The sequence below is a fragment of the Pseudomonas azadiae genome (assembly GCF_019145355.1).
Lineage (GTDB): Bacteria > Pseudomonadota > Gammaproteobacteria > Pseudomonadales > Pseudomonadaceae > Aquipseudomonas > Aquipseudomonas azadiae.
Map to the genome: position 1 here is coordinate 3,158,232 of NZ_JAHSTY010000001.1, position 26,750 is coordinate 3,184,981.

Consider the following 26,750-nt stretch of genomic DNA (forward strand, 5'->3'; position numbering starts at 1 on the left):
GAAGCTTAAAACTTGCCGCTTTCCCTGCCCGTTTCAGTCATCAAGCCTGCCCAATGAAAGGCGGGTTTGTTCGCGCAACCATTCGTTGCGCCGCGCGGCCAGGTCGTTGTAGACCTGTTCGTACAGCGTGTCGGACATGACTTGATCGGGGACCACCCGGTCCTCTATCTGCAACTGCTCCACGATGCGGCTCAACGCTTGACGCTTTTCGGCTTTTTGCGCTTCATTGAGGTCCAGGGCTTGGGCAAATGCTTTTTGCTGGCTGTCCAGGTCGTCGAAAAGCGCCAGCTGCTGCCCGATGTTTTCTTCGTTCGCCGCGTAATCCTGCGCGTAGTGCTCCTTGAGGAAGGTTTCCCAGTAGGGTTCCTTCAGCATCCGGTCTACCAGCCCGTCGCCTTCACTCAGTGTCTGCACGGCCGTGAGCGCATTAGTGATACTGGTTTCTGGCACATTGGCGGTGTTGCGATACACCATGTTGTCGCTGATCCAGGGCAACTCGAGCTGTCGGGCCAGGCGCGTCTGGTAGGCCAGGTAGACGCCCACCTCGTCGACAGTACCGGGTTCGCCCTCGACCACCTCACTGGTCAGTCGCAAACCTTGCCCGCCTTGGTCGAGAGGTTTTAGGCGGTCGGCAATGTCCGCGCGAATGACGTGGTTCAACAATTTGAGCCTGGCGCTGCCCCTGGCTAGCTTGACGAGCCCTTCTTCGCGCTCGGCGGGCGTTTTACTGTAGAGCTCGACCCCACGCGCTTCAACCAAGACCCCCATTTCGGTGAAAATCTGGCTGCCTGCATCCGGGCATAATCCTGGAAAGCTCGACATTCGGAACAGCGTCTCGCGCAGCGCGGGGTCGTCGTGCATGCTCGACAGCATGTACCGCACTTGAGAGGTCAGAGTGGGGGTGTTGTGTGCGTAGCGCAGCTCATCTTCCGGGTCTTCAAAAAACTCGGGTGGTTCCAGCTTCTTGAGGACCTCGAAAAAGCCTTGTGAGCCGTGCTCCTCTTCCAGGTCGTCCCAGATAGATTCGAATTTGAGCTTGTTGTAATCATCCAATTCGTCGACCCAGAAGCTGTAGTCGCCCTGAGGCTCGTAGGTGCGATGAGGGTCATACCCGACGGAGCGTCTATGCTCTTCCCAAAGGGTTTTGGCTTCGGCGCTCAGGGTCGAATAATCCAGCCGAGTCGTGGCGATCGTGAAAGACTCGTCTTCACCAATGGCGACATCCGGGATCGTGGTAATAGGGTTGCCCTGAAGCTGCAGCAGAAAAAGCGCGTCTCGATCCTGCGCGAACAAGCCGGTCGGCCATTCGCTGATGCCGGTGCGGGAGAGGTCAAGCTCCATCAAGTTGGGCATCCTGCTGACATCCGGCACTTGGCCCAGCGGATTATTGGAAAGGTACAAGCCTCGTAGAGACGTCAAATTGCGCAACTGCGCGACGCTATTGGCGTCCAGGGCAATCTGGTTTTTGCTCAGGTCGAGCGCGGTCAGCGAGCGCATCTGCGCGATGGCCGCAGGCAGCCGGTCCAGGCTGTTATCCGACAGGTCCAACACGACCAGGTCGGGAAAATGCCGCAGGAATTCGGCGTGGTTCGTCGAGAAATTACAGTCGTTGAGTATGAGGCGTTTGACCAGTTTTAGATCGTCCGGCAGCAATGGGACATCATCGGGCCACGGGTTTTCGCTGAGGTCCAGTGTGACCAGCCTGTCTTGTGGGGCGTTCGGGTCATGCAATTGCGTGTAGCCCTCGCGCCAGGCATCTTTCAGTTGCGAGGCAAACTGGGTTCTAGAGCGTCGAGTGACGGCTTCCAATCGGCTGCCCGCCGGCCCCTGGGTAGGGGACTGGATATAAGCGTCCAACGCAGTTTCAAGGGCTTTCCCCTCGTTTTCCAATTGCTCCAGTTTAGCCAGGCCTTCAGCGCTTTCTGCAAGTTGGGCCAGCTGCTTTACCCCTTGTTCGGACATCTGCGGTAGCCAATGCTTGATCCGCCCCTGCACTGTTACGGGCCTGGCCTGCACCTCGACGCCGCGCATCGTGCTGGAGTTGCCACCCCCGAGCAAGGTGATCGTCTCGCGATCCGCCCGTGCGCGGATCGGCGGCTCGGTCAGCGTCAGCCGCCGATCGGCAGGTGAAGTGGTGGTCTTGACCAGCCAAGACCTTAGGTGATCACCGTCGATAAAGCGTTTGTCGGCGGTCATGGCCTGGAACACCGCGCTGTAAAAGTCAGTGGCACCGTGGATCAATTTGTCGCGTTCATCGAAAACCCGGTACTGGCCTTTTCGGTTGCGCACCAGGATACGAACGTGTTCAGCGTCCTCGGCGCCAACCTGGCTTCGCAGCGCGCCGGTAGTGGTTCTTTCACGGATTTGAATGCGCAGGTTCGCAACGGCGTCGGAGTGAATCCTGAGGGTGTTGAGTACCAGGTTTTCGGTCTGCGCCGTTGGTGCATCGGCTTGAAGGATCTGCTCGAACATGCGTGAACTGCGGGTTTCGAAATCCAGCTCGCGCGCCTGGTTTTTGATGTCCAGCGGCAGCCGGTTGTGGTCCTCCATTACACGCAGATGGCGGCGACGGGTATGGCTGACCAGGCGCTGGGCAATGCTCAGTGGCAACTCGGGGTATTGGTTGCGAAGCAATTGGATATGCGGGTCGCTGCTGGTTTCCTGGCGGGCATAGAGGTCCTGGGCGAGGGTTTCACCCTGGGCCTCGACATAAGTGGCCAGTTGCTCGCGCAGTGCTTGTGCCCGTTGCGCCTCGGGGACTTCCTCGCCGAGCAAGTCAGTGAGTTGTTGCTCATCGAGGAACGCCACGACTTTTTCCGGCAACTTGCCTGACATCACCTCGGCGATACTGACGGACAGGGCGTTTTGGCCTTGCGCTGCCGCATCGCCATAGCGGCGCGGCAACCCTGACAAATCAGCGTGCGGGTACACCAGCAGGGCTTTGTCACGGGGCCAGCCTTCAAGCTCGGTGACCATTTGTTCGAACCAGTCGGCGGACGGGTCCAGTGCCCGACCCTCGCGGATGTTATCCACGCTCAGGCCGACCTGCCGCTCATTATTAAAGCGCTTGAGGGTGTCGGCCAGCAACGGCGGGGTGGGTTCATTGTTGACATACATATGGCGCAGCGCGCCGAAGTCGACGCCGCTGATAAGACGGACCTGCTCCAGTTCGCCCGCACTCAGGCCGTGGGTCTGCGGGCCCAGGCGCCTGAGCAGGCGCGTGTTGTTCCAGGCACGCGGCTGCTCACCTTCAAACACACAGGCGCCGCTGCCGTTAAGCGCTACGGGTGGCCGATAGGCGCTGGCGCGCTTGGGGTTAGTGAGGTGGTACGTTTCAGTAATGGGGTCCTGCAGGACTTCATAACGACTGTTTTCCACTTGGGCGATCCGTTTGCCCTGATGGTGATACAGGCCGTTTTCGTCAGGTACCACATCGCTCGGCAGGTGCATGTTGCGATACTGGTAGGGCGTCAGGTCAGGGTTCCACAAGCGTGTTTCGCCGGTAGGCATTTGCACCGGTAGAAGGCTATCGACAAAGGGCGATATTTTCACCTTGGCAATCTTGCCGATCTTGGCGCCTGCATGGAACAGCGAAAGTTGCATTACGTTGTCTGCGACCGAGATCATGTGCTCCCAGCCTTCTCGCTGGAGCCCCTCGGCCCAGTCGACGATCCCTTCGAACACGTCGTCGAGCATCTGGTAGGCGGTATAGGCCAGCATCAACTCGCCCAGGAACGGCACAAGTGGGGTGATCACCTGAAGCGCGGCGTTAAAGAGGTCCGAGAGCATTTTTTCCAGGTTATCCCACCATGCCCAGCGGGCCATGCGGTCGGCGTAAGCGGTGGAGATGGCGATTTCCCTGGCGTCGTTGACGATTTTGTTCAGCTTGGCCCGGTAGAGGTAGTGCCAGAGATTATTCTGCAGCGGTTCGCTGATACGGTTTTGTGTGTCATCGCGCATGAGCTGGGTGCGAAACCGCAGGTTTGGCGCCTCCACCGGATCCGGGCGCCAGTGTGGTCGGCTGTCACCGCTCTCGCGCGCGTGCCAGCGAACGGTCGCCAGCAGATTATTGAGTTCGTAGAAAAAACGGCCGCGTTGTTCATGGGCCACGAACTGGCTGAAAAACTGTTGATAACTGATGCTCGAAGAGTCAGCCGCAGGCGTGCGCTCACGTAGCTGGCCGGTCAGCTCTTTAATGAATTCCCGAGATGAAGCGTACTCCTTGAGTGGGTGAGCGGGATCATCGGGAACGTGCACCACGATTGTGCCGATACGTGTATCTGTGCGTGGCGGTGCGATCACCAGAATGCCGGTCAAGCGCGTGTCCAACAGGTCCAAGGTGTACAGGTCAACGCTTTGCCCACCCAGGCGCAGGGGGCCGTCTCTTTGGAGCAGGTCCTGGATGAAGGTGTAGGTGTCTTGCGAGATGTCGTTTTTGACAAGCGCGATATGCGCTGCGCTGTTGAGGCCGGCTTGGAGGTTATCGATGATGCGAAATCGCAGTTCGCTGGCGAGCGTAGCGTCATCAAACCCAAGTTGCGTTTTGAGGTGCTGTTGGTATTTGGCGCCGATATCCAGCTTTCGACACACCGCTTTGAAGGCGTCGGCGGTCAATGCCTTCCCGGTCGAGCGGTGGGTCAGTGTGATCGTGTCGCGCTGCCCCTGGGCGTCCTCCTGCGACAAAAACGCGAAGTCGACGAAGGTTTCCGAGGCCGAGAAGTTATGCAGCGCCGCTTCCAGCAGCGTTGTCGTTCGGGTGCTGACGCCGGGCTGCTGATGGATGGCCCACCAAGGTAATCTGGCTGGCGCATACAGGCGTATGGACGTCTGCTGCAGGTCAATCGGGCCGTAATCACTTAGGGCTTCTTTGAGCAGCGGCTCAGCAAAGGCTTTGATGTCGGTCAGTTCCGCGAGCTTTTTATCCACGGCATTTTGCGCTGACCAATGGCTGCTCAGCGCTTTCTTGAGCGGCAGACGCTGCGCGGGAGCCGGTGCGTTGCGATGGGATTGGGTGATATCGGGCTGGTGCTGCGCCAGTGCGGTCCAGCGTTGCGGGGACGTATCGAGCAGCCAGCCAGGCAGTTGCTGTTTGATGAAGTCCAAATGAATCGGTTGGGGTTCGGTGACCGCCACTGGGCGGCTTGTGGGGGTTGCAGGCATAGTGGAATGACCTTCGAAGGTATCAGGGTCATTCGAGTGTGTTGGGTTGGCGGGTGCGGAGGCGGCGCATATTGCTTGGCTCGGTCTGATCTTTCCTCGGCGTGGGTACTGAACGATTTGTCATACCCGTCCGTCATACCAATCCTTGAGCTAGTGTAGGAATTGTCTACCACTCAGCCCTGCGATTAGTCCCCAAGCGCCTGTCCATGTTTAAATTGAATGCTCGTTCAAGTTAAACCCGGTGGTTCGCTGCCCGCTCACAACAGGAGGCTTACCTTTGCTGAGTCCGTTATTTACAGCCACATCTCATACTCCCGGGGTGCATCGCTCATGAGTGCATCGTCCACCCCATCCAGCGGCCTGGTGCGCATGAATGCACCGGTGTTCTACTTTGCCGCCACCTTCATCCTGCTCTTCGGCATCACGGTCATCGCTATCCCGCAACAGGCCGGCGCCTGGCTGCTGGCCGCGCAAAACTGGGCGGCCAATACGGTCGGCTGGTACTACATGCTGGCGATGACGCTGTATCTGGTCTTCGTGGTGGTCACCGCGCTATCGGGCTACGGCAAGATAAAACTCGGTGCCGACCACGACGAGCCCGAATTCAGCTACCTGTCCTGGGCGGGCATGTTGTTCGCTGCGGGCATCAGCATCACGCTGTTCTTCTTCTGCGTGTCCGAGCCGCTGACGCACCTGGTGCAACCGCCCCAGGGCGCGCCGATGAACGCCGATGCCGCGCGCCAGGCCATGCAGATCCTGTTTCTGCACTGGGGCTTGCACGGCTGGGGGGTGTTTGCGTTCGTGGGCATGGCCCTGGCGTACTTCGCCTACCGGCACAACCTGCCGCTGGCGCTGCGTTCGGCGCTGTACCCGCTGATCGGCAAGCGCATCAACGGCCCCATCGGTTACGCGGTGGATGGCTTTGGCATTATCGCCACGGTGTTCGGCCTCGGCGCCGACATGGGCTTTGGCGTGCTGCACCTCAATGCCGGTCTCGACTACCTGTTTGGCATTGCGCATACCCAGTGGATCCAGGTCGGTTTGATCACCCTGATGATGGGCGCCGCGATCCTGGTCGCCGTGGCCGGCGTCGACAAGGGTGTGCGGGTGATGTCCGACATCAACATGCTGCTGGCCTGCGCGCTGCTGCTGTTCGTCTTGTTCGCCGGGCCCACCCAGCACTTGCTCAACACCCTGATCCAGAACATCGGCGACTACCTGGGCGCGTTGCCGACCAAGAGTTTCGACGTGTACGCCTACGACAAACCCAGCGACTGGCTGGGTGGTTGGACGGTGTTCTACTGGGCTTGGTGGATTGCATGGTCGCCGTTCGTGGGCCTGTTCATTGCACGTATTTCCCGTGGCCGGACCATCCGCGAATTTGTGTTCGGCGTGCTGCTGATCCCGTTGGGTTTCACCCTGGCGTGGATGTCGATCTTCGGCAACAGCGCCATCGACCAGGTGCTCAACCACGGCATGAGCGCGCTCGGTCAGTCGGCCATCGATGACCCGTCGATGAGCCTCTACCTGTTGCTGGAAACCTACCCGTGGAGCAAGACCGTCATCGCGGTCACGGTGTTTATCAGCTTTGTGTTCTTCGTCACCTCGGCCGACTCCGGCACGGTGGTGCTGTCGACCTTGTCGTCCAAGGGTGGCAACGCCGACGAAGACGGTCCGAAATGGCTGCGCGTGTTCTGGGGCGCGATGACGGCGCTGGTCACCAGTGCCCTGTTGTTCGCCGGCAGTATCGATTCGCTCAAATCGGCGGTGGTGCTGACGTCGTTGCCGTTCTCGATGATTCTGTTGCTGATGATGTGGGGACTGCACAAAGCCTTCTACCTCGAATCCCAGAAGCAGATCGCCCAATTGCATTCGCTGGCGCCGATCTCGGCTTCACGCAAAGGGCGCGGCGGCTGGCGTCAGCGCTTGAGCCAGGCGGTGCATTTTCCGTCGCGCGATGAGGTGTACCGCTTCCTTGAGTCGACGGTGCGCCCGGCGATCGAAGAAGTGACGGCGGTGTTCGTCGAGAAGGGCTTGAGTGTGGTCACCCAGCCCGACCCGTCCAACGACAGCGTCAGCCTGGAAATCGGCCACGGCGAAGAGCATCCCTTCATCTACCAGGTGCAGATGCGCGGTTACTTCACGCCGTCGTTTGCACGGGGCGGCATGGGCTCCAAGGAAATCAACAACCGTCGCTACTACCGGGCGGAAGTGCACTTGAGCGAAGGCAGCCAGGACTACGACCTGGTGGGCTACACCAAGGAGCAGATCATCAACGACATCCTTGACCAGTACGAGCGGCATTTGCAGTTCCTGCATTTGGTTCGCTGAGGCCGGGAGCCATGGGGTGCGACACCAGAGACTGGCTGGCAGCGGTCGCTGGTGTGGCGTGCCTGTTCAGAGTTCCTTGCCCAGAGCGTTGTCCAGGGCATAGCGGCCCGCGCCACGAAACGCCAGGTACGCCGATAACAGTGCCATGAGCACCGGATACTCGATGCCGCGGTCGATCCACGGCCAGGTCGGGCCCAGCAAATAGGCGATGGTCAGCATTTGCACCGCCATCATTGCTGCGACCAGCCGCGTGCCCAGGCCCAGGATCAGCAGCAACCCACCGACCGCTTCGAGCAAGGCCACCAGCAGGCCGATCAGGTCTGGCTGCGGAAGGTGCAGTCGGTTTTCGATCAGGTAGATCGACGCAGCCATCGGATCTGCCATCGAACCGTGGGCATTGCCCAGCAACTTGGGCAGGCCATGGGTCAGCATGATGACACCGAAGCCTGCGCGCAGCAGTGCGTAGGCCAGGGGCTCGGCGAAGCGGTAAAGTGGGGCGAGGGCGGGGATGAGCAACGTCATGTTGAGCCTCTGCGTTTCAAGAGTGATGGGCTTGAGCAAATCGCAGCTGCCTCAAGGGTGGGTTTGGGCGTTGCGTATGAAGCGTTGCTGTACGGCGTGTGAGAACCCGCCCGCAAAAGCGCCGAGGCTGCTGGCACCGCCTAATTGCGCAAAGCTTTCCAGCGATGGCTCAAGGTGAGCGGCGAAGTAGGTGATCAGGCCGAGGAAATAGCTGACGAGGTTGTTCATCACGGGCACGGCGCGTAGCGAGACCACGACCATTGCCACAATGAATACCATGGTCGGCAGCGCCCACATGCCAAGCGCGGGGCTCAAGGCGGCAATGCTCTGGACGGCCAACATGCCAAAGACAATACCCAGCAGCACACAGCCGAGGTTGATCAGGCCGTCGCGCAGGGTCAGGCCACGGCTGAAGAACGCAACCCAGCCGACGAACATTGCCCACACCGGCAACGTCAACAGATCGCTGGTGCCTGCCGCCACGGCGGCCGTAACGGCAGCGATGGCGGTAACCAGGGTAAACATCCACTTGGATTGGCTGCGAGGGTGGGTAGCGCGGGATTGTTGGTTCATGAATGCGACTCCTTCGATGATCAGGTATCAATTAAACGAGGCCGCCATTGGCCCGCAGTATTTGCCCATTCACCCAGCCACCGGCCGGGCTCACCAAAAACGACACCACACGGGCAATGTCTTGCGGCTGGCCAAGGCGTTCCAGCGGCGCCATCTTGGCCAGGCCCTGCACCTGCTCTTCGCTCTTGCCGTGCAGGAACAGTTCAGTGGCGACCGGCCCCGGCGCGACGGCGTTGACGGTGATGCGGCGGCCGCGCATTTCCTTGGCGAACACCTGGGTCAGGGATTCCACGGCGGCCTTGCTGGCGATGTACACCGCGTAGCCTTGGAAGTTAAGGCCGACCGTACTGCTGGAAAAATTGACGATGCGCCCGCCTTCATTCAGTCGGGTGGCGGCTTCGCGCAGGGCGTTGAAAGTGCCACGGGTGTGGATGTCGAAGTTCTGGTTGTAGAGCTCGTCGCTGTGCTGGGCCAGGGGCAGCATCTTGAGGATGCCGGCGTTGTTGATCAGCACGTCGACCTTGCCCAAGTGCGCTTCGGTTTCGTCGAACAGGCGCTTGATATCGGCGGCCTTGGACACGTCGCCCTGAATCGCTATGGCCTGGTGGCCCGCTTGACGCAGTTCGACCACCAGCCTGGAGGCTTCGGTGGCGCTGCTGGCATAGTTGATGGCCACGGCGTAACCGTCGGCGGCCAGTTGTTTGGCGACCACCGCGCCGATACCACGGGAGGCGCCGGTGATGATTGCAACCTGAGTTGTCATGTTTCGGATTCCGTGAAAAGGGGTGGAAAGCACATTCACATGTTTACGCTGGCCGATAAATGCGTGAGAGTTGCCTTGACTGTTCAATAATCGCCAACAATCAGCATCGGGGAGTGCCGTGTGGACCAAGTCAAAGCGATGAGGGTGTTTGTGCGTATCTACGAGCGCTCAAGCTTCACGCTTGCGGCCGACGACTTGAATTTGCCGCGCGCGACCCTGACCCACACCCTCAACCAATTCGAAGCCTGGCTGGGTACGCGCCTGCTCGAACGCAGTACCCGCCGGGTGCGCCCAACGCTGGATGGCGAAGCCTATTACCCACGTTGCGTGCAATTGCTGGCGGAACTGGAAGAGGCGGAACTGGCCTTTCGGTCCGTAGCGCCTCAAGGCCGCTTACGCGTGGACCTGCACGGAACCCTGGCCAAGTATTTTGTGATTCCGGCGCTGCCGCAGTTCATGGAGCGCTACCCGCAGATCGAGCTGTCCATCAGCGAAGCCGATCGCTTTGTCGACCTGATCGCCGAGGGCGTCGATTGCGTATTGCGTGCTGGCACCCTGACGGACTCGGCGTTAATCGGTCGGCGCGTGGCGACCCTGCGCCAAGTCACCTGCGCAAGTCCTGCGTATCTGCGTAAATACGGTGAGCCGAAGGGCCTGGCCGAGTTGGGCGGGCACCGTGCGGTGAACTACGTTTCGCGCACCACGGCCAAGCTGTTTCCGTTCGAATTCATGGTCGACGGCCAGTTGCAGGAAGTGAGCATCGAGGGGGCGTTATCGGTGTTTGGCGCCGAGATCTATTCCGCCAGCGCCATGGCTGGGTTGGGGATTATCCAGTGCCCGCACTACCGCATGGCTGAGCTGATCGAGCGGGGCGTGATGCATGAAATTCTCACCGACACCCCGCCACCGCTGATGCCTGTGTCGGTGCTGTACCCGCACAACCGGCATACGTCACCGAGGGTGCGGGTGTTCGTCGACTGGCTGGCTGAAATTTTCGAAAATGCTCGTTAAGCCCATTAATGTGGCAGGAAATTGCTGTAAAACAGACAGGTAGACTTAAGCGATTGTGCTGGTTAAAAGGCCAGGAAATAACCTTATTCCTGCCCTTATTTGCCTACGTCCAAGAGAGGATTCGATGACTTACATTGCTGCCGAAAACCGCTATGAATCTATCCCGTATCGCCGCGTAGGCCGCAGTGGGCTGGTGCTGCCGGCACTGTCCCTGGGCCTGTGGCACAACTTTGGCGACAGCACGCCGATCGAGACCCAGCGCGCGCTGTTGCGCACCGCGTTCGATCTGGGCATCAACCACTTCGACCTGGCCAACAACTACGGCCCGCCCTACGGCAGCGCCGAAATCAATTTTGGCCGTTTGCTGCGCGAAGACTTCAAGCACTACCGCGACGAACTGATCATCTCCAGCAAGGCCGGTTGGGACATGTGGCCCGGCCCTTACGGCCAGGGCGGCGGCTCGCGCAAATATGTACTGGCGAGCCTCGACCAGAGCCTGCAACGCCTGGGCGTCGACTATGTGGATATCTTCTATTCCCACCGTTTTGACGCCGACACCCCACTGGAAGAAACCGCCAGCGCCCTGGCCACCGCCGTGCAACAGGGCAAGGCGTTGTACATCGGCATTTCGTCTTACTCTGGCGTGAAAACCCGTGAAATGGCAGCGCTGCTCAAGGAGTGGAAGGTGCCGTTGCTGATCCACCAGCCGGCCTACAACCTGCTCAACCGCTGGGTGGAAAAAGACCTGCTCGACACCACTGAAGAACTCGGCGCCGGGGTGATTGCTTTCACACCGCTGGCCCAAGGGCTGCTGACCGACAAATACCTCAATGGCGTGCCGGCTGATGCGCGTGTGAATCGTCCAGGTGGCGGTTCGTTGCAGGCCAAGCACCTGTCCGAAACCAACATCGCCCACGTGCGTGCCCTGAATGAAATCGCCCAGCGCCGTGGCCAGAGCCTCGCGCAGCTCGCCCTGGCCTGGACCCTGCGTGATCCTCGGGTGACCAGCGCGCTGATCGGCGCGAGCCGGCCGGAGCAGATTATCGAGAACGTCGGTGCGTTGAAGAACTTGAGCTTCAGCGCGGAAGAACTGGCGGAGATCGATCGGTTTGCGCAGGAAGGCGGGATCAACTTGTGGGAAAAGCCATCAACGGCTGAGTAAGCTGACACACCTCGGTCAAATTGTGGGAGCGGGCTTGCTCGCGAATGCGGTCCTTCAGCCACGTATTTATTGGCTGATACACCGCATTCGCGAGCAAGCTCGCTCCCACATTTAGTTTCCGTTGTCACGGATATCTCGGGCCTATTAAGGCGATCCTGTATCAGCAGTTACTTGGTCATCCAACTCAACAGTTCGCACTGGCTGCTTTCTCTCAGGTAACTCAAGCTCGATACAACCTGCATCTGCAAGCCGTGTCCGGATTTTGCTTCCAAATCCATTGTTATTACGGGCTGTGGAAGCAGATAGGCGCAAGTTCAATCTGGATTTTCGTTTCATAGGTTCATCCTCCTGAAGTTGATCAGAAAGATAGTAGTTTGCTGAGTTTGAAAGCCAGCTCTACTTCTCCCAACTTCAAAACGGCACATCCCCCAAAATCGTCGCCCGATGCATCACCCTCCGCTGCGGCCGGTAATCATCTACCGCATAATGCTGGGTCACGCGGTTATCCCAGAACGCCACATCATTTTCCTGCCAGCGCCAGCGAATGGTGGACTCCGGGCGGGTCGCGTGGGCGAACAACAGCTTGAGAATCGCCTCGCTTTCCGCCGGTTCCAGTTCGTTGATCCGGGTGGTGAAGCCATCACTGACAAACAACGATTTACGCCCGCTTACAGGATGCGTGCGCACTACCGGGTGTGACAGCGGTGGGTTCTTCTGGCGGGCCTGTTCCCAGCGCGCCAAGTCTTGGGCGCTGGTGCCGAAGCGCTCCAGCGGGAAGGATTTGATGAAGTCATGGGTAGCGGTCAGTCCGTCGAGCAATCGCTTGAACGGCTCGGACAGCGCTTCATACGCCGCGATCCCGCTGGCCCACAGCGTATCGCCACCAAACGCCGGCAGCAGCTTGGCGCTGAGGACCGCACCGAGCGCCGGGGTGGGCAGGAAGGTCACGTCGGTGTGCCACACGGCGTTGTCGCGCACGTCGGTGACGGCGGTGTCGAGGATCAGCACTTCGGGCTGTTCCGGCACGTTGGGGTAGATCGGGTGAATGTGCAGGTCACCGAAGTTCGCCGCAAACCGCGCCTGTTGCCGCGGGTTGATCGGCTGGTCGCGCAAGAACAGCACCGAGAGCCTGAGCAGCGCCTGTTCGATGGCGTCGCGGTCTTCGAGGTTCAGCGGCTGGGTGATGTCGACGCCGCTGATCTGGGCGCCCAAGGCAATGCTTAATGGCGTAACGGTCAGGCTGTTCATGCGGTTCTCACTTAATGGGCCTGGCCATGCCATGGCACCAGTTTGCGCTGCAGGGCACGCAGGCCCATTTCCATGGCGAAGGCGATCAGGGCGATAACCAGGATGCCAAGTACCACCACATCGGTGACCAGGAACTGCGCCGCCGACTGCACCATGAAGCCCAGGCCGCTGGTGGCCGCGATCAGTTCGGCGGCGACCAGGGTGGACCAACCCACGCCCAGCCCGATGCGCACGCCGGTCAGGATGTCGGGCAAGGCGCTTGGCAGGATCACATGGCGAATCAGCTGCGCGCGGGTGGCGCCCAACGACTGCGCTGCGCGCAATTTGGCCGGGTCGACCGTATGCACGCCGGTCGCGGTGGCGATGGCGATCGGGGCGAAGATCGCCAGGTAAATCAACAGCACCTTGGACAGCTCACCGATACCGCACCAGATCACGATCAACGGCAGATAGGCCAGCGGCGGGATCGGTCGGTAGAACTCGATCAGCGGGTCGAGAACGCCGCGTGCGATACGGTTGGAGCCGATGGCAATGCCCACCGGCACGGCGGTCACTACCGCGAAGCCCAGTCCCAAGCCGATACGGCTGAGGCTCGCGCCCAAGTGCTGCCACAGGGTTGAATCCATGTAGCCGGTGGTCGCCAGCAGCCAGCCTTTTTGCAGCACGGCCGATGGCGGTGGCAGGAACAGCGGTTCGATCAGGCCGGTAGCGGTCACAGCCCACCATATCGCCAGCAGTGCGACCAGCGTCAACAGGCTGATCCAACGTGTGCTCAGGTTGCGACGCAGCGGGATAACCGCGTGCGTCACCGGCTGGGTGGCGGTGGCGGGGAGTTCGTAGCTGCTCATGCGGACACCTGACGTTGGGAGAACACTTTGCCCAACACGTGTTCGCGGGTTTCGATAAAGCGCGGATCGGACTTGATCGCCCGCGCCGATTCACCGGCGGCGTAGCGTTGGCCGAAGTCCAGGCGCAGGCGCTCGACGATCTGGCCGGGGTTGGGTGCCAGCAGGATCAGATCGGTGGCAAGGAACACGGCTTCTTCAATGTCGTGGGTAATCAGGAACACCGGTTTGGCCGTGCGCCGCCAGACTTGCAGCAGCAGTTCCTGCATCTGTTCGCGAGTGAAGGCGTCGAGGGCGCCGAAGGGTTCATCCATCAGCAATACGCGAGGGTCGGCGGCTAGCGCACGAGCCAGGCCGACACGCTGCTTCTGGCCACCGGAGAGTTGCCAGACGCGGCGGCTGTCGAAACCGGCCAGGTCCACCAGCGCGAGCATTTCCCGGGCGCGCACTTCACGTTGCGCCTTGGGCATGCCTGCCAGCTCAAGGCCGAAGCCGACGTTGGCCAGCACATCCTGCCAGGGCAGCAGGGCGTCGTCCTGGAACACCACGCCGCGTTCGGCGCTCGGGCCCTTGACCGGTACACCGTCAAGGCTGATGTGCCCCGCGCTGGGTTCGACAAAGCCGGCAATCAGGTTGAGCAGCGACGTCTTGCCACTGCCGGACGGGCCGAGGGCCACCAGCAATTGCCGGGGTCCCAGGTCCAGTGAAATGTCCGACAGTACCGGTGCTGTGGCGCCTGGGCACTGTGCGCTGATGCGCTCCAGCTGTAGCAAGGCCATCGCCATGAACTCCTGAATCAATGGGTAATGAATTGGGCGCTGACGTAAGGGGCGTAGTCCGGCAGCACGGCGTCGACCTTGCCTTGCTCCTTGAGGAACGCAGCGGTGTCGGTCACGGCCTTGGTGGTGGGCGCGCCCAGCAGGGTTATCTGGTCTGCGGCCAGCGGGTAGACGTTGCCTTGCAGCAGCAAGGGGATGTCGCTGGCCTTGGCGCCGGAGAGCTTCACCAGTTTGTCGACGTTGGTCTTGTCGGCAAGCCAGGCGTGTGGGTCTTTGCGGTAGGTGGCGTAGGCATCCAGGGTGACTTGGGCGAAAGCCGTGACGATTTCCGGGTGCTTCTGGGCAAAATCCTTACGCACGATCCACGCATCGAAGGTCGGCGCCCCGAACTTGGCCAGCTCGCCGGAGGTGATCAGCACCTTGCCGTTTTCCTTGGCCACGCCCAGGGCAGGGTCCCACACGTAAGTGGCGTCGATATCACCACGCTTCCAGGCAGCGATGATCGCCGGTGGGGCGAGGTTGAGGATGGTTACTTTGGACGGGTCGATGTTCCAGTGTTTCAACGCGGCGAGCAGGCTGTAATGGCCGGTAGACACGAACGGGACGGCGACTTTCTTGCCGATCAGGTCCTGCGGGCTATTGATCCCCGAACCGTTGCGCGTCACCAAGGCTTCGGCGCCGCCGATCTGGGTGGCGATGAGGAAGGTTTCCACCGGCACTTTGCGCGTGATCGCAGCGGTCAGCGGGCTGGAACCGAGGTAGCCGATCTGCACGTCGCCGGACGCGATGGCCGCAATGATGTCGGCGCCATTGTCGAACTTGCGCCAGTCGATTTTGGCGTTGGTGGCTTTTTCATACGCGCCGTCGGCCTGGGCGACTTTGGCCGGGTCCACGGTGGTCTGGTAAGCGATGGTCACATTCGCCGCCTGGGCAAACAGGCTGGCACCGGCCAGGGACAATGCGGCCAAAAGACGCAGAGGGATCAGCAGTTTCAAGGGGAAGCTCCTCAATCAGGCGGCCGAGGGTCGGCGTCAGAGGAGACTAAATGATCTAAGAATCCGAAAATAAATAACTTTTTCGAATTAGCTTAGTAGGAGACGGCGCAAATCAATCTTTGGGGATGAAGAGAACAATGTGGGAGCTGGCTTGCCTGCAATGGCCATAGGTATCTATACATTTCTGTAGTGAGCGGGCTTGCCCCGCGCTGGGCTGCGAGCGCCCCCAAACCAGGCGACTTGGATTCATCTGGAACTCTGCGGAGTATTTATTGGGGCGGCTTCGCCACCCAGCGCGGGACAAGCCCGCTCACTACAAGGAGATTTTTCAGCCTTTGAAAGTTGTGTAGATACCTATGCTGCGATGGCATCACCGGGTATCACCGATACACCGAGTCGTTTGCATCGCAGGCAAGCCAGCTCCCACACAAGCCAGCTCCCCCAAAAGGCGGTGTACGGCTTTAGTTGCTGATGGCGAGAATACTGGCCTGGTACGACCCGACAAACACATCGAAATCGCCCACTTCGTTCTGCTCCAGCTCCGCCTGTTGCGCCAGCGACGTACGCGCCAGTTCTTCAAAGCGTGCCTGCTCTTCGGCCGGCAATGGTTCCTTGCGGAAGTACTCGGCGTGCACTTCACTCTGGTGCAGGGAGAACTGCGCAAAGCTCTCTTTACGCTCGGCCATTGCCGCCAGCACCTGGGCCGACGGTGTCAGGGACGGGTCCTGGATCTTGGCCAACTGAGCGTCCAGCGCCTGGCTATGCTCGGTGATGCCATGGCTCTCATCGAGCAAGGCAGCCAAGGGTGCGATCTTCTCCAACAGCTCGGCAGCCCACTCTTTCATGTCCACGGCTTGGCCGTTGCGCTGCAATTGCAGGCCTGGACGGCGACCTTCCTTGACCACGCTAAGGAAATTGGACGTGGCGTTGCCACACTCGTTATTGGCGAACAACGGGCTGTCGTTCAGCGCGCAATACAGCAGGAACGCATCGAGAAAGCGCGATTCCGGCAGGTCGATGCCCAGCGGCAGGAACGGGTTGATGTCCAGGCAGCGCACTTCGATGTACTGGATGCCACGGGCCATCAGCGCCTGGATCGGCCGCTCGCCGGTGTAGGTCACGCGCTTGGGACGGATGTTGGAGTAGTACTCGTTTTCGATCTGCAGGATGTTGGTGTTGAGCTGAACCCACTCACCGTCCTTGTGCGTGCCGATTTCGACGTACGGCGCGTAGGGCGTTGCGACCGCTTCGCGCAGGCTGTCGGTGTAGCTGACCAGGTCGTTGTAGCACGGCGTGAGGCCGGCCTGGGCGTTGCTCTGGTAACCCAGGTCGCTCATGCGCAGGCTCGTGGCATACGGCAGGTACAGGGTATCGGCGTCGAGCACTTCCAGCTGGTGCGAACGACCGCGCAGGAAGCCGGCGTCCAGGGCAGGGGACGCGCCGAACAGGTACATCAGCAGCCAGCTGTAGCGACGGAAATTGCGGATCAGCGCGATATAGGCGTTGGATTGGTAGTCGCGGTCGGTGCCGACAAACCCCTCAGCCTCCTTGAGCAACGGCCACAACTGTTCCGGCAGGGAAAAGTTGTAGTGGATGCCCGCGATGCACTGCATGGTTTTGCCGTAACGCAGGGCCAGGCCCTTGCGGTACACGTACTTGAGCTGGCCGATATTGGAGGTGCCGTAGTAGGCAATTGGAATATCTTCCTCGGCCGGCAACGGGCACGGCATCGAGGGGCTCCACAGGTATTCGCTGCCGAGCTTGGTGTAGGCAAAGCGGTGGATCTTGTCCAGGCTGCTCAGGGTATCGGCCGGGTTGGGCAGGGCCGGGGTGATGAACTCCAGCAGCGATTCCGAGTAGTCGGTGGTGATCAATTCGTTGGTCAACGCGGCGCCCAGGGCTTCGGGGTGCGGCGTTTGCGCCAGGCGACCCTCGCTGGTGACGCGCAGGCATTCACGCTCGATGCCGTGCAAGCACTGCTCTAGCAGGGAGAGGTGTTCGCGCTTGCCGAGCAGGGCCAGGCGGCGGTTGAGAAGTTCGCTCAAGTTGGATTCCTTCACGCGTCAGTCGCCCCAATATGGGGGTGGGCAGGACGGTCTACAAGGGTGAAGTTAAAACTGGCGTGATCGCCTGGTTTAGAGTCGATGGGACCCGTTCTGAAAATGCCGGCTTCACTCCATGAATTTGGCTACAGCGCAGCGAGAAAATTCCGACGCTACTATCGCAGCGCCGAAATTACCTCAAGTCGGGGGTGGGGAGCTATAGGACAGCGAAGGTGCCCTGTGCTTTTGCGACAAGTCTTTCGCCCTGATGCACATCCGCCTCGACCACCAATGTGCGTCGACCGGCATGGACCACCCGGCTGGTGCACAGCACGTCGCCGTCTTCCACCGCGCGGATATAGTTGATCTTGCACTCGATGGTCGCGCTCTGCTGGTCGAAACCGTGGGTGCTGGAACACGCCAGCCCCATCGTAATGTCCACCAGGCTGAAGATCGCCCCACCATGGAGCTTGCCCGCGCGGTTGCGCAGGTGCGGCTCCAGGGTCAGGGCCACCTCGGCAACGCCTTCCTCAAGGCGTTGCAGACGGCAGCCGATCAGTTCGCTGAACGCGCTCTGGGTCAAGCCGGCCGGGATCTGCATCAGCGCTTCTTCAACTGCTTGGCGTTGGCGAACAGCGAGGCCATGGCGTTGTTGCTCGGCGCTGCCGTGGCGGTCTCCTTGCGCGGCGCACCGTTTTCGGAGCGGTTCTGCGACGGGCGAGGTGCGGAGCCAGGACGCGCGCCACGGGCTCCGTCGATTTTCTCGCCGGGCGTGTCGCTCATGCGCATCGACAAACCCACGCGTTTGCGCGGGATGTCGACTTCCATGACCTTGACTTTGACCACGTCACCGGCTTTCACCGCTTCGCGCGGATCCTTGATGAATTTCTCCGACAGCGCGGAGATGTGCACCAAGCCGTCCTGATGCACGCCGATGTCCACGAAGGCACCGAAGTTGGTTACGTTGGTCACCACACCTTCCAGGATCATGCCCAACTGCAGGTCCTTGAGGTCTTCGACGCCGTCCTGGAACTCGGCGGTCTTGAACTCGGGGCGCGGGTCGCGGCCAGGTTTTTCCAGCTCTTGCAGGATGTCGGTGATGGTCGGCACACCGAAGGTTTCGTCGGTGTACTTCTTTGGGTCCAGGCGTTTGAGGAACGCGGCGTCACCGATCAGCGAGCGGATATCGCGGTCGGTTTCGGCGGCGATGCGTTGCACCAGCCGGTAGGCTTCCGGGTGCACCGCAGAGGAATCCAGCGGGTTGTCGCCATTCATTACGCGTAGGAAACCAGCGGCCTGTTCAAAGGTTTTTTCACCCAGGCGTGCGACTTTTTTCAGCGAGGCACGGGTTTTGAAGGCGCCGTTTTCGTCACGGTGAGTCACGATATTCTGCGCCAGGGTGGCATTGAGGCCCGAAATGCGCGCCAGCAGCGCCACGGAGGCGGTGTTCACGTCCACGCCCACGGCGTTTACGCAGTCTTCCACCACCGCATCCAGGCCGCGCGCCAGTTTCAGCTGCGACACGTCGTGCTGGTACTGGCCGACACCAATGGATTTAGGGTCGATCTTCACCAGCTCGGCCAACGGATCCTGCAGGCGGCGGGCGATGGAGACGGCGCCACGGATCGACACGTCGAGGTCCGGGAACTCCTTGGACGCCAGTTCCGATGCCGAATACACCGAAGCGCCAGCCTCGGAGACCATGACTTTGGTCATTTTCATGGCAGGGTATTTCTTGATCAGTTCGGCGGCCAGCTTGTCCGTCTCACGGCTGGCGGTGCCGTTACCGATGGCGATCAGGTCCACCGAATGCTTGGCGCACAGGGCCGCAAGAATCGCCAGTGTCTGGTCCCATTTGTTGTGCGGCACGTGCGGATACACCGTGGCGTGGTCGAGCAGCTTGCCGGTGGCGTCGACCACGGCGACCTTGCAGCCGGTGCGCAGGCCCGGGTCGAGGCCGAGGGTGGCGCGCGGGCCGGCCGGAGCGGCCAGCAGCAGGTCGTGCAGGTTGTGGGCGAAGACGTTGATCGCCTCGGTTTCGGCGCTGTCACGCAACTCGCCGAGCAGGTCGGTTTCCAGGTGGGTGTACAGCTTGACCTTCCAGGTCCAGCGCACGACTTCACTGAGCCACTTGTCCGCGGGACGGTTCTGATTCTGGATGCCGAATTGTTGACCGATCATGCCTTCGCACGGGTGCATGGTGCCCGGCAACTCATCGCCGACCTTCAGTGCGGAGCTGAGGATGCCTTCGTTGCGGCCACGGAAAATGGCGAGTGCACGGTGGGATGGCATGCTCTTGAGCGGCTCGTCGTGTTCGAAGTAATCGCGGAACTTGGCGCCTTCTTCCTCTTTGCCCGCAATGACGCGGGCGCTGAGGATGGCTTCCTGCTTGAGGTACGTGCGCAGTTTTTCCAGCAGGCTCGCGTCTTCGGCGAAGCGCTCCATGAGGATGTACTTGGCGCCTTCGAGGGCGGCCTTGACGTCGGCGACGCCTTTTTCGCTGTCGATGAAACGTGCGGCTTCGGTTTCCGGCGTCAGCGACGGGTCGTTGAACAGGCCGTCCGCCAGTTCGCCCAGGCCGGCTTCCAGGGCGATCTGGCCCTTGGTGCGACGCTTCTGCTTATACGGCAGGTACAGGTCTTCGAGACGGGTCTTGGTGTCGGCGAGCTTGATGTCGCGCTCGAGTTGTGGGGTCAACTTGCCCTGTTCCTCGATGCTGGCGAGTATGCTGATACGCCGTTCGTCGAGTTCTCGCAGGTAGCGCAGGCGCTCTTCCAGGTGACGCAGTTGGATATCGTCGAGGCTGCCGGTCACTTCTTTACGGTAACGGGCGATGAAGGGCACCGTGGAGCCTTCATCCAGTAGAGCGACGGCCGCTTCGACCTGTTGTGGGCGTACGCCGAGTTCCTCGGCGATGCGGCTGTTGATGCTGTCCATAAAACCACCTGAAATTCTGAAAAGCAGCTCGCAGGCCCGGGGAACAAGGCCTTGGGAGACTGGTTGAGCGGCCCGACTGGCGCCGCTGCCTGGGTCAAGAGGCAGCCTATTGACCCTCGAAATTGAAAAAATCACGACACGTGGGTGAAAAAAGCCGTGGCATTAAACGGTAACGATCTGACGTTGCCCAGCACGACGGCGCCGCATTATAACCAGCGTTCCGCGCTTGGGGGGTGATTGCGCCAACGGTTGTGGGGCGCGGGTTCGCTGGCAGTAGAGGAAAAATCTGCTAACAATGCACACGGTGCGTATAACGGCAGCTAGGCCATAATGCGCGCCGAGATAAGAGGAGCATCCAATGAGCAGCACTGCACAAACTGCTGAAGGCGAAAAAATTCTCATCGTTGATGACGATCCGGGGCTGAGCAGCCTGCTGGAGCGTTTCTTCAACTCCAAAGGCTACCGTGCCCGTGCGGTGCCGAACACCGAGCAGATGGACCGCCTGCTGGGGCGTGAAGTCTTCAACCTGGTCGTCCTCGACCTGATGCTGCCCGGCGAAGACGGCCTCACCGCGTGCAAACGGCTGCGCGGCGCAAACAACCAGATTCCAATCATCATGCTGACCGCCAAGGGCGATGAGCTGAGCCGCATCAAGGGTCTTGAACTGGGCGCGGACGACTACCTGGCCAAGCCGTTCAACCCTGATGAGTTGATGGCGCGGGTCAAGGCGGTGTTGCGCCGCCAGGCGGCGCCGGTGCCGGGCGCACCGGGCAGCGAAGACGAAAGCGTCACCTTTGGTGATTACGAACTGTCGCTGGCGACCCGTGAGCTCAAACGTGGCGATGAAGTGCACATGTTGACCACCGGCGAATTCGCCGTGCTCAAGGCCCTGGTGATGAACGCGCGCCAGCCGCTGACGCGCGACAAGCTGATGAACCTGGCACGTGGCCGGGAATGGGACGCCCTGGAGCGCTCCATCGACGTGCAGATCTCCCGTCTGCGTCGGATGATCGAGCCTGACCCGTCCAAGCCGCGGTACATCCAGACCGTATGGGGCGTGGGTTATGTGTTCGTGCCGGATGGCAATAAAACCAGTTGACCGGTGATTTGCACGGTGGGCATCCCGGCGTCTGACTCCATGAGGGTCGACGGGATGTCCGGCCTCTGCAATTCTGCGAGCGCCGCTCGTTTCTCAAGGTATCTAGCTGTCCTCATGAAAACCCCGTTGTGGTTCCCACAAAGTTTCTTCTCTCGCACCCTTTGGCTGGTGCTGATCGTCGTTCTGTTTTCCAAGGCACTCACGCTGGTTTATCTGCTGATGAACGAAGACGTGCTGGTGGACCGACAGTACAGCCATGGTGTCGCCCTGACGCTGCGTGCCTACTGGGCCGTAGACGAGGAAAATCGTGAGAAGGTGGCGAAGGCATCAACCCTGATTCGGGTCGACGGCGCCGGAGTGCCTGAAGGCGAGCAGCACTGGCCCTACAGCGAGATCTACCAGCGTCAGATGCAGGCAGAGCTCGGAGAGGACACCGAAGTGCGCTTGCGCATGCATGTTTCGCCTGCGTTGTGGGTGAGGGCGCCGAGCCTGGGCGACGCCTGGATCAAGGTGCCGCTGTATCCCCATCCGTTGCGTGGGCAGAAGATCTGGAACGTGCTGGGCTGGTTCCTGGCCATCGGCTTGCTCTCCACGGCTTCTGCCTGGATTTTCGTGCGCCAGCTCAACCAGCCGCTTAAACGCCTGGTCTTTGCCGCCCGCCAATTGGGCCAGGGCCGCAGCGTGCGCCTGCCGGTCAGCGATACGCCCAGCGAGATGACCGAGGTGTACGGCGCGTTCAACCAGATGGCGGAGGATGTCGAACAGGCCGGCCGCGAGCGCGAGCTGATGCTGGCGGGAGTCTCCCACGACTTGCGTACGCCCTTGACGCGACTGCGCTTGTCCCTGGAGTTGATGGGCAACCATACCGACCTCACCGATGACATGGTCCGCGACATCGAGGACATGGACGCTATCCTCGACCAGTTCCTGGCATTCATCCGCGATGGCCGTGATGAAGTGGTGGAAGAGGTCGACCTGACGGACCTGGTGCGTGAAGTGGTGGCGCCCTACAACCAGAATGGGGAGCAGGTGCGCATGCGCCTGGAACCGATTCGACCGTTTGCGTTGCGTCGGGTGTCGATGAAGCGCCTGTTGAACAACCTGATCGGCAACGCCTTGCATCACGCAGGCTCCGATGTGGAAGTGGCGGCGTATGTGTCCGGCGACAGTGCCGCGCCCTATGTGGTGCTGAGCGTGATGGACCGGGGGGCGGGCATAGATCCGGACGAGCTGGAAGGCATCTTCAACCCCTTTACCCGTGGCGACCGTGCCCGGGGAGGCAAAGGAACTGGCCTGGGCCTGGCCATCGTGCGGCGGATTGCGTCGATGCATGGCGGCAATGTCGAGCTACGCAACCGCGAGGAAGGTGGCCTGGAAGCGCGGGTGAGGTTGCCGCTGGGCTTGATGTTGCCTAGAGACGCGGTCTGACAAACGCCAGCGATGCAACTGTGGGCGCTGGCTTGCCTGCGATGAGGGCGCCACATTCAACATTATTGTTGACTGAGCCACCGCTATCGCAGGCAAGCCGGCTCCCACACGTGTTCAGCGGTGTTTGACAGCGGGTATTCAGCCCTTGCCCTTGGTCCGCGTCATATTCGGCCCGCCATTTTTCTCCAGATGCTGAATGATGATCCCCGCCACATCCTTTCCGGTGGTGGTTTCAATCCCCTCCAAACCCGGCGACGAATTCACTTCCATCACCAGCGGCCCGTGATTGGAACGCAGGATATCCACACCCGCCACGGCCAGGCCCATTACCTTGGCCGCCCGCAGCGCGGTCATGCGTTCTTCCGGGGTGATCTTGATCAAGCTGGCACTGCCGCCGCGGTGCAGGTTGGAGCGGAACTCCCCTGGCTTGGCCTGGCGCTTCATCGCGGCGATCACCTTGTCGCCCACCACGAAGCAACGGATATCCGCACCGCCGGCTTCCTTGATGTATTCCTGCACCATGATGTTCTGCTTGAGGCCCATGAACGCCTCGATCACCGATTCCGCGGCCGTCGCGGTTTCACACAGCACCACGCCGATGCCCTGGGTGCCTTCCAGCACCTTGATCACCAGCGGCGCGCCGTTGACCATCTCGATCAGGTCGGGGATGTCATCGGGAGAGTGGGCGAAGCCGGTCACCGGCAGGCCGATACCTCGGCGCGACAGCAACTGCAGCGAGCGCAGCTTGTCCCGTGAGCGGGCAATCGCCACCGACTCATTGAGTGGGAATACCCCCATCATTTCAAACTGGCGCAACACCGCGCAGCCATAAAATGTCACCGAAGCGCCGATACGCGGGATCACCGCGTCAAACCCTTCCAGCGGCTTGCCCCGGTAGTGGATCTGCGGCTTGTGGCTGGCAATGTTCATATAGGCACGCAACGTGTCGATCACCACCATTTCGTGGCCACGTTCAGTGCCGGCCTCAACCAGGCGGCGGGTGGAATACAGACGCGGGTTTCGCGACAGCACAGCAATCTTCATGCAGCACCTGGGGCAGAAAGGGTAGAGACCGGGAACACCGGCTTGTCTTGAACGTACTTGATGCCGGGATTGACCACCAACTGGCCGTCAATCAACGCCTTGGAACCCAGCAACAGGCGGTAACGCATGGCCTTGCGGCAGGCCAGGGTGAACTCCACCCGCCATACCCGGTCGCCCAAGGCCAGCGTGGTGCTGATGACATAGCGCACTTGCGCATGGCCGTTGGAGCTCTTGATGGTTTTCATCGTCACCAGCGGCGCTTCGCAGCGGCGGTGACGCAGCTGCACGACGCTGCCCAGGTGCGCGGTGAAGCGCACCCACTTCTCGCCGTTGCGCTCAAAGGGCTCGATGTCGGTGGCGTGCAGGCTTGAGGTGCTGGCACCCGTGTCGATCTTCGCGCGCAGGCCTGCCACTCCCAAGTCGGGAAGTGCCACCCACTCACGCAGACCCACGACGGTCAAATGGTCAAATGTCTTCAATATAGATAACCGGTCAGTTCGCCCAAGCCGTTGGTGTCACTTCGGCCAGGGCTTTGAAGGCAGGTTTGGCGAACCAATAACCCTGCATCAGAAATATTCCGCAGTCGGACAGGAAGTCGCGCTCGCCGGCACTTTCGATGCCCTCGGCGATGACAGTAACCCCCAACTGCTCACAGATTGTGACAATCCCTCGAACGATGACCTGACGGACACGATCCTGATCGACATCGCGGATCAGCGCCATGTCGAGCTTGATCAAGTCAGGTTGGAAATCGGCCAGCAGGTTCAGCCCCGAATAGCCCGCGCCGAAGTCGTCGATGGCGGTCTTGAAGCCGAATTGGCGGTATTCACGCAGAATATTCGTCAAATGGCGATAGTTATCTACATGCTCGGTTTCGAGCGTCTCGAAAATCAGCCGGTCCAGCGGAAAGTTATGGGCACGCGCCGCTTCCAGGGTGCTGCGGATACACAGCTCCGGGCGGTACACCGCATTGGGCATGAAGTTGATCGACAGGTGGGTTTGCATCCCAAGAGCCGCGGCGCCGGCGATCGCTTGAGTGCGACAGCGCTGGTCGAAGCGGTAGCGATTGCTTGAATTGACCTGCTGCAGCACCGACATTGCACCTTCGCCGGCGACGCCGCGCACCAAGGCTTCATTGGCAAAGATCGACTGATCCCGAAGGTCTACGATAGGCTGGTACGCGAAGGCAAAATCGAAGCCCAGGGGCTCGCTTTGCTGGCAACCCACGCAACGCTGGCCAGGCGAGGTGAGTGAAACGGGAAAATCGGTCACAGCATATCCTCGCGAAAAAACAGGGTGCTACCTGGCGTATCTTAGGTGAGCCTTGGGGTTTATGCGTCGAAGGGCTCCAACGGTAAAGTTGCGACATTTTTCAGAGCGAGGAATTCAAGTGGCTCAAAAGCAGCAAGAGGAAGAAAAGGTCCGTCTGGACAAATGGCTGTGGGCGGCGCGCTTTTATAAAACCCGTGCCCTGGCGAAGGCCGCGATCGAGAGTGGCAAGGTGCATCATCGCGGCGAGCGCTGCAAGCCAGGCAAAGAGCCACGTGTGGGGGACGAGTTTCAGATTCGTACAGGCTTTGATGAAAAGACCATTGTGGTTCAGGCGCTTTCCATCGTTCGTCGTGGCGCACCCGAAGCGCAGGCGCTCTATACAGAGACCGAGGCCAGTATCGCCAAGCGCGAAAACGCGGCGGCCATGCGCAAAGCGGGCGCCACGGGCATGACCACCGATGGCAAGCCGAGCAAGAAACAACGCCGCGATTTGTTCAAGTTTCGCGGCAGTGGCAATGATGAGTGATTGCCACCAATCGCCAGTACCAAAACGATCCATTGTGGGAGCTGGCTTGCCTGCGATGACGGCAGGCCAGGCAGTACAGGTGGTGAGCCTGCCACCGCTATCGCAGGCAAGCCAGCTCCCACCCGGGTCTGCGGGCGTTAAGCGGCAGAGCGCATGACACTTAATCGCCCAACCACCGGCAACTTCCCCAGCAACCCAAACACCGGCGCCGTCACCCGCAACAACCCACCCGACACCTTCGCCGCAAACGGCGTGTAATACCCCCACCCCAGCGCCAACAGCGCCAGCAACACACCGCCGATATAATCGTCCTGCCCCCAGTGAGCCCCAGCCACCAAGCGCGGCATCATGAACAACAGTGCCAGCCCCCAGATCACCAGCACCTGGCCGATGCGTTTGGCGAACGCCGACATGAACATACCCCAGATCAGCAATACCGACGCGTGATCGCCAGGAAAGCTCTGGCTCGAACGGTCCTTCAATTCCCAGGTTTTCTCCAGCCCTGGAAAAAAGTCGCTCATCTGCACCGCGCCACTGATCATCATCGAAGGGCTACTGTGTTGCCAGCCCATGTGCGCCGCAAGTTTGGAAAACAGCATGCGGATAAACAGCAACAGCAACAGAATGCCGACAAAACCTAATAGCGCCTGACGTGTTTGAACGGCCTTGAATACCCAGTCGCCACGAATTAGCAGCGTCAGCAGAATCACACCGACCACCGCGTCAAACGGTCGCAAACTGGCCACAGCCCACACATGCAGCCATGTGGAGTTGCTCGCCAGCGGGTCATTGAGCAGATGAAACAGCCACTCGTCGAAAATCACACAGAGCATCTGGCCCGTGGGCCACAGCCAAAAACACAGCAGCCCTATAGCGAGTAGATTGCAAAAGGCCCACCCCCCGAGGTTCCACTTGGCTTGGAACAAACCCGGATTGTTCATAAACTGTCTCCACTGCTTTATAAAACCGCACCAAAAAGGTGCTAAAGCGTTTAATTCTATAAACCTTGTAAT

Annotated in this window: 21 protein-coding genes; 6 read left to right on the forward strand and 15 right to left on the reverse strand. The window is 60.5% G+C overall.

The genetic code is table 11. The features are described from left to right. Window positions 1-33: 33 nt before the first annotated feature. Window positions 34-5,160, reverse strand: coding sequence for a dermonecrotic toxin domain-containing protein (locus KVG91_RS14400; protein ID WP_169379009.1), 5,127 nt, complete (start codon window positions 5,158-5,160; stop codon window positions 34-36). Window positions 5,161-5,529: 369 nt separating this feature from the next. On the opposite strand from KVG91_RS14400, the gene betT reads away from it, so the two are divergent. After that, the gene (gene betT, locus KVG91_RS14405; RefSeq protein WP_169379045.1) at window positions 5,530-7,491 is read left to right on the forward strand and encodes a choline transporter BetT; all 1,962 of its coding nucleotides are present in this window, start codon (window positions 5,530-5,532) and stop codon (window positions 7,489-7,491) included. Window positions 7,492-7,557: 66 nt separating this feature from the next. On the opposite strand, the gene KVG91_RS14410 is transcribed toward betT, so the two are convergent. Genes KVG91_RS14410 through KVG91_RS14420 form a run of 3 tightly spaced genes read right to left on the reverse strand, consistent with a single transcriptional unit; the run spans window position 7,558 to window position 9,349 of the window. Next, the gene (locus KVG91_RS14410; RefSeq protein ID WP_169379008.1) at window positions 7,558-8,013 is read right to left on the reverse strand and encodes a DoxX family protein; all 456 of its coding nucleotides are present in this window, start codon (window positions 8,011-8,013) and stop codon (window positions 7,558-7,560) included. Between the two features lie 51 nt (window positions 8,014-8,064). Further along, window positions 8,065-8,586: a DUF1097 domain-containing protein gene (locus KVG91_RS14415; RefSeq protein ID WP_169379007.1), complete on the reverse strand. Its 522-nt coding sequence runs from the start codon at window positions 8,584-8,586 to the stop codon at window positions 8,065-8,067. Window positions 8,587-8,617: 31 nt separating this feature from the next. Next, window positions 8,618-9,349 carry an SDR family oxidoreductase gene (locus KVG91_RS14420; RefSeq protein ID WP_169379006.1) on the reverse strand — a complete coding sequence of 244 codons (732 nt, stop codon included), beginning with the start codon at window positions 9,347-9,349 and terminating at the stop codon, window positions 8,618-8,620. Window positions 9,350-9,469: 120 nt separating this feature from the next. Between KVG91_RS14420 and KVG91_RS14425 the strand changes: the two genes are divergently transcribed. Together KVG91_RS14425 and mgrA are read left to right on the forward strand one after the other, a co-directional pair. After that, window positions 9,470-10,360, forward strand: a complete 891-nt coding sequence (locus tag KVG91_RS14425) for a LysR family transcriptional regulator (protein WP_169379005.1) — start codon at window positions 9,470-9,472, stop codon at window positions 10,358-10,360. A gap of 124 nt (window positions 10,361-10,484) precedes the next feature. After that, window positions 10,485-11,522 carry an L-glyceraldehyde 3-phosphate reductase gene (gene mgrA, locus KVG91_RS14430; protein WP_169379004.1) on the forward strand — a complete coding sequence of 346 codons (1,038 nt, stop codon included), beginning with the start codon at window positions 10,485-10,487 and terminating at the stop codon, window positions 11,520-11,522. Between the two features lie 411 nt (window positions 11,523-11,933). Here mgrA and tauD read toward each other — a convergent pair whose 3' ends face one another. The 7 genes from tauD to KVG91_RS14465 all read right to left on the reverse strand — a co-directional run bounded on the left by tauD (window position 11,934) and on the right by KVG91_RS14465 (window position 20,368). Further along, the gene (gene tauD / locus KVG91_RS14435; protein WP_169379003.1) at window positions 11,934-12,770 is read right to left on the reverse strand and encodes a taurine dioxygenase; all 837 of its coding nucleotides are present in this window, start codon (window positions 12,768-12,770) and stop codon (window positions 11,934-11,936) included. 11 nt (window positions 12,771-12,781) lie between these two features. Next, window positions 12,782-13,618 (reverse strand): taurine ABC transporter permease TauC, encoded by an 837-nt coding sequence (gene tauC / locus KVG91_RS14440; RefSeq protein WP_169379002.1) that lies wholly within the window; start codon window positions 13,616-13,618, stop codon window positions 12,782-12,784. Next, window positions 13,615-14,394, reverse strand: a complete 780-nt coding sequence (tauB, locus tag KVG91_RS14445; protein ID WP_169379001.1) for a taurine ABC transporter ATP-binding subunit — start codon at window positions 14,392-14,394, stop codon at window positions 13,615-13,617. Before tauB ends, tauC begins: the two co-directional genes overlap by 4 nt. A 17-nt stretch (window positions 14,395-14,411) precedes the next feature. Further along, on the reverse strand, window positions 14,412-15,389 hold the full coding sequence (gene tauA, locus KVG91_RS14450) for a taurine ABC transporter substrate-binding protein (RefSeq protein ID WP_169379000.1): 978 nt from the start codon (window positions 15,387-15,389) through the stop codon (window positions 14,412-14,414). Between the two features lie 461 nt (window positions 15,390-15,850). Beyond that, a complete protein-coding gene (gshA, locus tag KVG91_RS14455) occupies window positions 15,851-17,434 on the reverse strand; it encodes a glutamate--cysteine ligase (RefSeq protein WP_169378999.1) in 1,584 nt (527 codons plus the stop codon). A gap of 214 nt (window positions 17,435-17,648) precedes the next feature. After that, a complete protein-coding gene (locus KVG91_RS14460) occupies window positions 17,649-18,032 on the reverse strand; it encodes a PaaI family thioesterase (protein WP_169378998.1) in 384 nt (127 codons plus the stop codon). Next, window positions 18,032-20,368 (reverse strand): Tex family protein, encoded by a 2,337-nt coding sequence (locus KVG91_RS14465; protein WP_169378997.1) that lies wholly within the window; start codon window positions 20,366-20,368, stop codon window positions 18,032-18,034. The genes KVG91_RS14460 and KVG91_RS14465 overlap by 1 nt, the downstream gene beginning before the upstream one ends. 358 nt (window positions 20,369-20,726) lie before the next feature. On the opposite strand from KVG91_RS14465, the gene ompR reads away from it, so the two are divergent. Together ompR and KVG91_RS14475 are read left to right on the forward strand one after the other, a co-directional pair. Beyond that, window positions 20,727-21,467 (forward strand): osmolarity response regulator transcription factor OmpR, encoded by a 741-nt coding sequence (ompR, locus tag KVG91_RS14470; RefSeq protein ID WP_010214095.1) that lies wholly within the window; start codon window positions 20,727-20,729, stop codon window positions 21,465-21,467. A gap of 114 nt (window positions 21,468-21,581) precedes the next feature. Beyond that, window positions 21,582-22,895, forward strand: a complete 1,314-nt coding sequence (locus KVG91_RS14475; protein WP_169378996.1) for an ATP-binding protein — start codon at window positions 21,582-21,584, stop codon at window positions 22,893-22,895. 138 nt (window positions 22,896-23,033) lie between these two features. Here KVG91_RS14475 and rimK read toward each other — a convergent pair whose 3' ends face one another. The 3 genes from rimK to rimA are packed head-to-tail and all read right to left on the reverse strand — an operon-like array spanning window position 23,034 to window position 25,211. Next, complete coding sequence (rimK, locus tag KVG91_RS14480; RefSeq protein ID WP_003171022.1) at window positions 23,034-23,939, reverse strand: 30S ribosomal protein S6--L-glutamate ligase; 906 nt, start codon at window positions 23,937-23,939, stop codon at window positions 23,034-23,036. Beyond that, window positions 23,936-24,418: a retropepsin-like aspartic endopeptidase RimB gene (gene rimB / locus KVG91_RS14485; protein WP_169378995.1), complete on the reverse strand. Its 483-nt coding sequence runs from the start codon at window positions 24,416-24,418 to the stop codon at window positions 23,936-23,938. The genes rimK and rimB overlap by 4 nt, the downstream gene beginning before the upstream one ends. A gap of 13 nt (window positions 24,419-24,431) precedes the next feature. Then, window positions 24,432-25,211, reverse strand: a complete 780-nt coding sequence (gene rimA, locus KVG91_RS14490; RefSeq protein WP_169378994.1) for a S6 modification regulatory phosphodiesterase RimA — start codon at window positions 25,209-25,211, stop codon at window positions 24,432-24,434. Between the two features lie 118 nt (window positions 25,212-25,329). On the opposite strand from rimA, the gene KVG91_RS14495 reads away from it, so the two are divergent. Beyond that, entirely contained in the window at window positions 25,330-25,737 is a 408-nt protein-coding gene (locus KVG91_RS14495) for an RNA-binding S4 domain-containing protein (RefSeq protein ID WP_169379044.1), read from the forward strand. A 137-nt stretch (window positions 25,738-25,874) separates the two neighbouring features. On the opposite strand, the gene KVG91_RS14500 is transcribed toward KVG91_RS14495, so the two are convergent. After that, window positions 25,875-26,678 carry a phosphatase PAP2 family protein gene (locus tag KVG91_RS14500; protein ID WP_169379043.1) on the reverse strand — a complete coding sequence of 268 codons (804 nt, stop codon included), beginning with the start codon at window positions 26,676-26,678 and terminating at the stop codon, window positions 25,875-25,877. Window positions 26,679-26,750: the final 72 nt, after the last annotated feature.

What these genes read in the sequence shown, in the direction of transcription:
- KVG91_RS14400 (WP_169379009.1), bottom strand. Translation starts at nt 5,160, where the DNA reads ATGCCTGCAACCCCCACAAGCCGCCCAGTGGCGGTCACCGAACCCCAA.
- betT (WP_169379045.1), top strand. Translation starts at nt 5,530, where the DNA reads ATGAATGCACCGGTGTTCTACTTTGCCGCCACCTTCATCCTGCTCTTC.
- KVG91_RS14410 (WP_169379008.1), bottom strand. Translation starts at nt 8,013, where the DNA reads ATGACGTTGCTCATCCCCGCCCTCGCCCCACTTTACCGCTTCGCCGAG.
- KVG91_RS14415 (WP_169379007.1), bottom strand. Translation starts at nt 8,586, where the DNA reads ATGAACCAACAATCCCGCGCTACCCACCCTCGCAGCCAATCCAAGTGG.
- KVG91_RS14420 (WP_169379006.1), bottom strand. Translation starts at nt 9,349, where the DNA reads ATGACAACTCAGGTTGCAATCATCACCGGCGCCTCCCGTGGTATCGGC.
- mgrA (WP_169379004.1), top strand. Translation starts at nt 10,485, where the DNA reads ATGACTTACATTGCTGCCGAAAACCGCTATGAATCTATCCCGTATCGC.
- tauD (WP_169379003.1), bottom strand. Translation starts at nt 12,770, where the DNA reads ATGAACAGCCTGACCGTTACGCCATTAAGCATTGCCTTGGGCGCCCAG.
- tauC (WP_169379002.1), bottom strand. Translation starts at nt 13,618, where the DNA reads ATGAGCAGCTACGAACTCCCCGCCACCGCCACCCAGCCGGTGACGCAC.
- tauB (WP_169379001.1), bottom strand. Translation starts at nt 14,394, where the DNA reads ATGGCCTTGCTACAGCTGGAGCGCATCAGCGCACAGTGCCCAGGCGCC.
- KVG91_RS14460 (WP_169378998.1), bottom strand. Translation starts at nt 18,032, where the DNA reads ATGCAGATCCCGGCCGGCTTGACCCAGAGCGCGTTCAGCGAACTGATC.
- KVG91_RS14465 (WP_169378997.1), bottom strand. Translation starts at nt 20,368, where the DNA reads ATGGACAGCATCAACAGCCGCATCGCCGAGGAACTCGGCGTACGCCCA.
- ompR (WP_010214095.1), top strand. Translation starts at nt 20,727, where the DNA reads ATGAGCAGCACTGCACAAACTGCTGAAGGCGAAAAAATTCTCATCGTT.
- KVG91_RS14475 (WP_169378996.1), top strand. Translation starts at nt 21,582, where the DNA reads ATGAAAACCCCGTTGTGGTTCCCACAAAGTTTCTTCTCTCGCACCCTT.
- rimK (WP_003171022.1), bottom strand. Translation starts at nt 23,939, where the DNA reads ATGAAGATTGCTGTGCTGTCGCGAAACCCGCGTCTGTATTCCACCCGC.
- KVG91_RS14500 (WP_169379043.1), bottom strand. Translation starts at nt 26,678, where the DNA reads ATGAACAATCCGGGTTTGTTCCAAGCCAAGTGGAACCTCGGGGGGTGG.